Annotated in this window: 6 protein-coding genes; 5 read left to right on the forward strand and 1 reads right to left on the reverse strand. The window is 34.9% G+C overall.

Going from position 1 to position 5,277, the window contains the following annotated elements; all coding sequences use genetic code 11:
* Nucleotides 1-178: 178 nt before the first annotated feature.
* Nucleotides 179-1,012: an S-formylglutathione hydrolase gene (gene fghA / locus KNQ15_RS16420; protein ID WP_094871740.1), complete on the reverse strand. Its 834-nt coding sequence runs from the start codon at nt 1,010-1,012 to the stop codon at nt 179-181.
* Between the two features lie 382 nt (nt 1,013-1,394).
* Here fghA and KNQ15_RS16425 point away from each other — a divergent pair, with 382 nt between their 5' ends.
* The 5 genes from KNQ15_RS16425 (at nt 1,395) to KNQ15_RS16445 (ending at nt 4,895) form a co-directional block, all read left to right on the forward strand.
* Complete coding sequence (locus tag KNQ15_RS16425) at nt 1,395-1,757, forward strand: winged helix-turn-helix transcriptional regulator (RefSeq protein WP_094871738.1); 363 nt, start codon at nt 1,395-1,397, stop codon at nt 1,755-1,757.
* A gap of 278 nt (nt 1,758-2,035) precedes the next feature.
* Nucleotides 2,036-3,151 carry an S-(hydroxymethyl)glutathione dehydrogenase/class III alcohol dehydrogenase gene (locus KNQ15_RS16430; RefSeq protein ID WP_064617364.1) on the forward strand — a complete coding sequence of 372 codons (1,116 nt, stop codon included), beginning with the start codon at nt 2,036-2,038 and terminating at the stop codon, nt 3,149-3,151.
* Between the two features lie 25 nt (nt 3,152-3,176).
* Nucleotides 3,177-3,758, forward strand: a complete 582-nt coding sequence (gene gfa / locus KNQ15_RS16435; protein ID WP_094871737.1) for an S-(hydroxymethyl)glutathione synthase — start codon at nt 3,177-3,179, stop codon at nt 3,756-3,758.
* Between the two features lie 250 nt (nt 3,759-4,008).
* Nucleotides 4,009-4,332 (forward strand): hypothetical protein, encoded by a 324-nt coding sequence (locus KNQ15_RS16440; protein ID WP_053522651.1) that lies wholly within the window; start codon nt 4,009-4,011, stop codon nt 4,330-4,332.
* A gap of 212 nt (nt 4,333-4,544) precedes the next feature.
* On the forward strand, nt 4,545-4,895 hold the full coding sequence (locus tag KNQ15_RS16445) for a DUF6568 family protein (protein ID WP_064617367.1): 351 nt from the start codon (nt 4,545-4,547) through the stop codon (nt 4,893-4,895).
* Nucleotides 4,896-5,277 lie beyond the last annotated feature (382 nt).

A 5,277-nucleotide genomic window follows, 5' to 3' on the forward strand; every position in this document is an offset into this window, starting at 1 on the left:
CATTTTATCGGGTGACCACTCAATCATCATAAAAGAGGGCTTTTTTTAATTCAAGGCCTCAGAAATCTTCCTAACAGGAATGCTCCTTATTCTCTTACCTTTTAAAAACAATCAAAAATATCCACAATCTAATTAAATGTGAATATTTACCGTTCCGAATCTTATTTGTTAAAAAGCATCATCTTAATTGCTTCATATGGAATTCGAAATGTTCTTCCAAAAATGTAGAGATGAAGAAATAGCTATGATCATAACCTTTAACTTGCTTATAGTTTATTTCTACGTTATTTGCTTGGGCATTTTCTAAGAAAGTCGTTTCTTCCAATTGTTCTGGATAAAACTGATCTGCAGTTCCTTGTGTAATAAGAATAGGGGGGGTGTCAGTTGCTTTAATGAGTTCTGAAGCATCCCATTCTTTCCAAGAAGCTTTGTCTTCACCTAAATAAGTTGAGAAAGCTTTTATTCCCCAAGGGACTTGACTAGGACTTGAAATAGGAGAAAAAGCAGAAATCGCTTTGAATCTTGCAGCATTTTTTATCCCAATTACTAAAGCACCATGACCTCCCATTGAGTGGCCCATTATACTTTCTTTTCCTGAAAATCCAGGTACTAAAGTGGACGTAATACCTGTTAACTCCTCTGTGATGTAAGTATACATATGATAATTCTTTGCCCATGGATTTTGTGTGGCATTTAAATAAAAACCGGCACCTTGTCCGAGGTCGTATGCATCATCATCAGCAACGTTTTCTCCGCGTGGTGAAGTATCAGGAATAATGACTGCCACTTGATATTTTTCAGCCAATCTTTGAAATCCACTTTTTTGACTAAAATTATCATCTGTACAAGTTAATCCAGATAGCCACCAAATAAGAGGGATTTTTTTCTTTTCTTTATTTGATGGTAAGTAGATACTAAATGTCATATCACATTGTAAAACTTCTGAATAATGGGTGTACTTACGTTGTTCCCCATCAAAAGAGCGTTGTTGTTCAATTAGTTTAAGACTCATTTATTTCACTCTCCATTCTCCATTTGTTTATAATTGTACGGATTGATTTAACTAATGAAGTAAACCAAATGCTTTATTGATATCCATACCCATAATTACATAATAAAATGCAATCTACAATACTGACGTTTTTGTCACTATGCTATAATAGTAAAAGAAAGGAGCATTACTGTTAGAAAACTTTAAGACAACTTGTAAATAAGAAGCCCTATTGGTATGATGCGGAGATTGCTTCTATAGAAAACTTAACCTGAGCATCAAACAAGGCAAGGATTAGAATTCTTAATATGTGAGAATTTCCGGAAAACCAAAAGAACATTCTAATATCGTTTCGACGGTTTAAACCGTGATATATCAATACTTATAGAGAGAGTGAATATAATTGGAAATTAATTATAAAGATAAAACTTATTTTACTGGAAAAGATTTGGCTTTATCAGTTATAGGTGGACGTTGGAAAATAGTGATTATATGGTGTTTGATACAGGAGTCTCCATTAAGGTTAAGTGAAATGCAAAAAAAACTTCCCGAAGTCAATCAACGCATGTTAATTAGACAGTTAAGGGAATTAGAAGATGATAACATAATTACTAGAACTGTATATCCCGTTGTACCTCCTAAAGTTGAGTATCAACTAAGTGAAATTGGTTGTCTCCTAGAACCTGTTGTAACTTCAATCTGTGATTGGGGAGATATTTTTAGCGACTCTTTAGAAAGAGACGCTAATAAAACAGAGATTGAATAACATCTATGTATACTTAGCATGGGTGTAAGAAAGAAAAACAGGCATTAATTTTTCAGTTCGCGTACCTATCCATTACACTTTTGGTTATTATGACATATTTGTCAGTATGGTAATTTAAATTACGATATGTAATCATGGAAATGTAAACATCATAGTGTTTCACATTTTTTACGTATTAATGTGTCCATGATGACAAATGTGTCAGTATTGTCAACGGTATATTGATATGTAATTATGGGTATGGTAACGCTATAAAACAAAAGAAAGAAGGGTTTCATTTGAAAAGTAAAGCAGCCGTTGCATTTAAAGCGGGAGAACCGCTTCAGATTGTAGAAATCGATGTAGAGGATCCAAAAGCCGGAGAGGTTTTAGTAAAGATACTGTACACTTCAGTCTGTCATACAGATGCTTATACATTATCAGGGGATGATCCAGAAGGCGTATTCCCTGCCGTTTTAGGTCATGAAGGCGCTGGTGTTGTAGTAGCCGTAGGTGAAGGAGTTACTTCAGTAGAACCAGGAGATCATGTTATTCCACTATACACGGCTGAATGTGGGGAATGTAAATTCTGTCGATCTGGTAAAACAAACTTATGTAGTGCTGTACGAGAAACTCAAGGTAAAGGTTTAATGCCTGACGGAACAACTCGTTTCTCTTATAATGGAGAGCCTATTTATCATTACATGGGAACAAGTACATTCAGTGAATATACAGTCGTTCCTGAAATCTCTTTAGCAAAAATTGACAAAGAAGCGCCACTTGATAAAATTGGTCTATTTGGATGCGGTGTGACTACAGGTATTGGCGCTGTACACAACACAGCAAAAGTGGAAGAAGGAGCTGTGACAGCCGTATTTGGTTTAGGAGCCATTGGATTAGCCGCTATTCAAGGATTGGTTCAAGCAAAAGCAAGCCGAATTATTGCTGTAGACTTAAATGAAGATAAGTTTGAATTAGCTAAAAAAATGGGCGCAACTGATTTTCTAAATCCTGCTAAATTTGATAAACCAATTCAAGAAGTCATTGTTGAAATGACAGATGGAGGAGTAGATTATAGCTTTGAGTGTATTGGAAATGTTGAAGTAATGAGGTCTGCTCTTGAATGTTGTCATAAAGGTTGGGGTGAAAGTACTATTATCGGTGTAGCAGCTGGAGGGAAAGAGATTCATACGCGTCCATTCCAATTAGTAACGGGTCGAGTATGGCGTGGTTCTGCCTTTGGCGGCGTGAAAGGCAGAACGCAGCTTCCAGGAATGGTTGAAGATTATATGAATGGTGAAATCGATATCGATTCGTTTATCACACACCACTTAAACTTTACAGACATCAATGATGCATTTGATTTGCTTCATAAGGGTGAGTCAATCCGTACGATGTTAACGTATGAAAAATAATGAATATATTCAAGGAGGAAAACATATGACTACCACTAAATTACATCCAAGATTAGATAACGGGATTAATGATTATCCAGAAGTAAAAGACTTTGTAGGAGGAACACTAAAGTGTCTTTGTGAATCCAATAAAGTAGAAGTCAAGGTAGATTCACAAACAATGCACAACCATGCATGTGGTTGTTCTAAGTGTTGGAAACCAGAGGGTGCCAATTTTTCTTTAGTAGCTGTAGCTCCTCGTGACAAAGTTCATGTCATTAGAAACGGCGATAAGTTAGAGATTGTTGATGAAACAGCTACAATTCAAAGACATTTTTGTAAAGAATGTAAAGCACATTTATTTGGTCGTATAGAAAATAGAGATCATGCATTTTATGGTTTAGATTTTGTTCATACAGAATTATCAGAGGATAAAGGGTGGTCTGCACCACAATTTGCAGCATTTGTTTCGTCTGTAATCGAAACAGGTACACCGGCTTCAAAAATGGCTGATATCCGAAAAGATTTAAATGATATTGGATTACCTACCTATGATGTCCTATCACCTGAGTTAATGGATTTAATTTCTACTAAAACTGCTGAACTGAATGGCACATTGAATGAATAAAAGTTATATTTTAATGTAGTAATTAAGAAATAATAAACTAGTTACATGTGCTTTCTGTTTTTATAAACTAGCGGTTCTTCATTAATCGTAAAATTGTTAGTTTATAAAAACTATTGTCGTCAAGAGTCCTTTTAAACTCAAGTTTCGCTTCAATCTCACATATTTTAAAGAATTCTGCAGATTGAAAAGATATGCAAAGGCACTTACTCTATTTCAGAGTAAGTGCTTTTGTATATTCATTATTTAGGGTGTGGGTCTAAATCAACCTCTACCGATAGAAAATCTAACTGCAAAAGTAGCAATTGAAAAACTAAGAAATTCCGATGAAGAGATAATAGAGATCGTAACAGACGATGATTCCACTTGGTATATCATAAGAAGCGAGAATGACGGTATTTCGATAGCCGATGAAAATCTTAAACAAATGATTGGTTCAAACGGCTGGGAATTTGAAGCGAAAGAAGGCTCAGGTCTGTTCTTTGAGAAAGAGGATGAACAATTAACTGTTGCTACACAAATGTGGATTAAAAGATACGTTCTTGTTCAGGTACAAAATAAATATAAAGAACTTTAAAACATTAGGCTAACGTGCGCGAGATTGTAGAGTAAACTCTTGTGACATACGGAAGAATTTATCAAATCGTAGGAATATATTTTGATTGAGATCAATTTTTGTGTTTCACATCAATTTTTGATAGGATTGAACATTCAAGCACGTAAGCGTAATTTATTTGAGTATTTACACTTTATTGTATAATAATAACATTAGAAAAAGGAGATTGAGCGATGATGACTACTTATGAAGAAAATGTAGCTAGTTTTGATAAAATCGATTCCGAAAAAGCACAGGCATTGGTAAAAGGGGAATCCGAAGCCTTAATCTATATTGGAAAGGCTGTTTGTCCTTTTTGCCAAATATTCGTTGAAAAACTAAAAAAAGTTGCTGAGGAAACTGATACTACTATCTATTATGTAAATAGTGTGGAAAAATCTGATATGGAAGGTATTACGGCCTTCCGTAATGAATACGACATTCCAACGGTTCCTGGTTTCGTTTTTACTAATGGTGACACAATAAACGTGAAATGCGATTCATCCATGTCAGAAGAAGAAATCAAAGCTTATATGAATAAATAATTCAATTGCAAACAGTGGTCTTCTGCAATCGGGCGCTATTGTGGAACGTCAAGGGTAGAAAGTGATCAAACTTTATTTTAAAAAGTGTATACTAACCCACAAGAAAAGAATCCATTTTGATCAATCTTTTTTTCAAAACGGATTCTTTTTATTTGCCCGAAAAATGAGCTTTTGCGGGAACTTTTGATCAAACTTTATTTTAAAGCTACACGATTGTAGATTTTAAATAAAGTTATACCGTTTTAAAAAAAGTCATACTATTTTTAAAAAAGTTGCACCGTTTCGCCCCTTTGGTGAACTGAGCCCTACAGTTTGGACAGTTTAATAAAAGCACCCTTAACGTTTTAAGCTGCTATGAGATGGCTTCGGTATTGTACCGGAG

The sequence above is a fragment of the Exiguobacterium sp. s168 genome (genome assembly GCF_018619035.1).
Classification (GTDB): Bacteria; Bacillota; Bacilli; order Exiguobacteriales; family Exiguobacteriaceae; genus Exiguobacterium_A; species Exiguobacterium_A acetylicum.

Coding starts and splice junctions, on each gene's coding strand:
- fghA (WP_094871740.1), bottom strand. CDS start 1,012: ATGAGTCTTAAACTAATTGAACAACAACGCTCTTTTGATGGGGAACAA.
- gfa (WP_094871737.1), top strand. CDS start 3,177: ATGACTACCACTAAATTACATCCAAGATTAGATAACGGGATTAATGAT.
- KNQ15_RS16445 (WP_064617367.1), top strand. CDS start 4,545: ATGATGACTACTTATGAAGAAAATGTAGCTAGTTTTGATAAAATCGAT.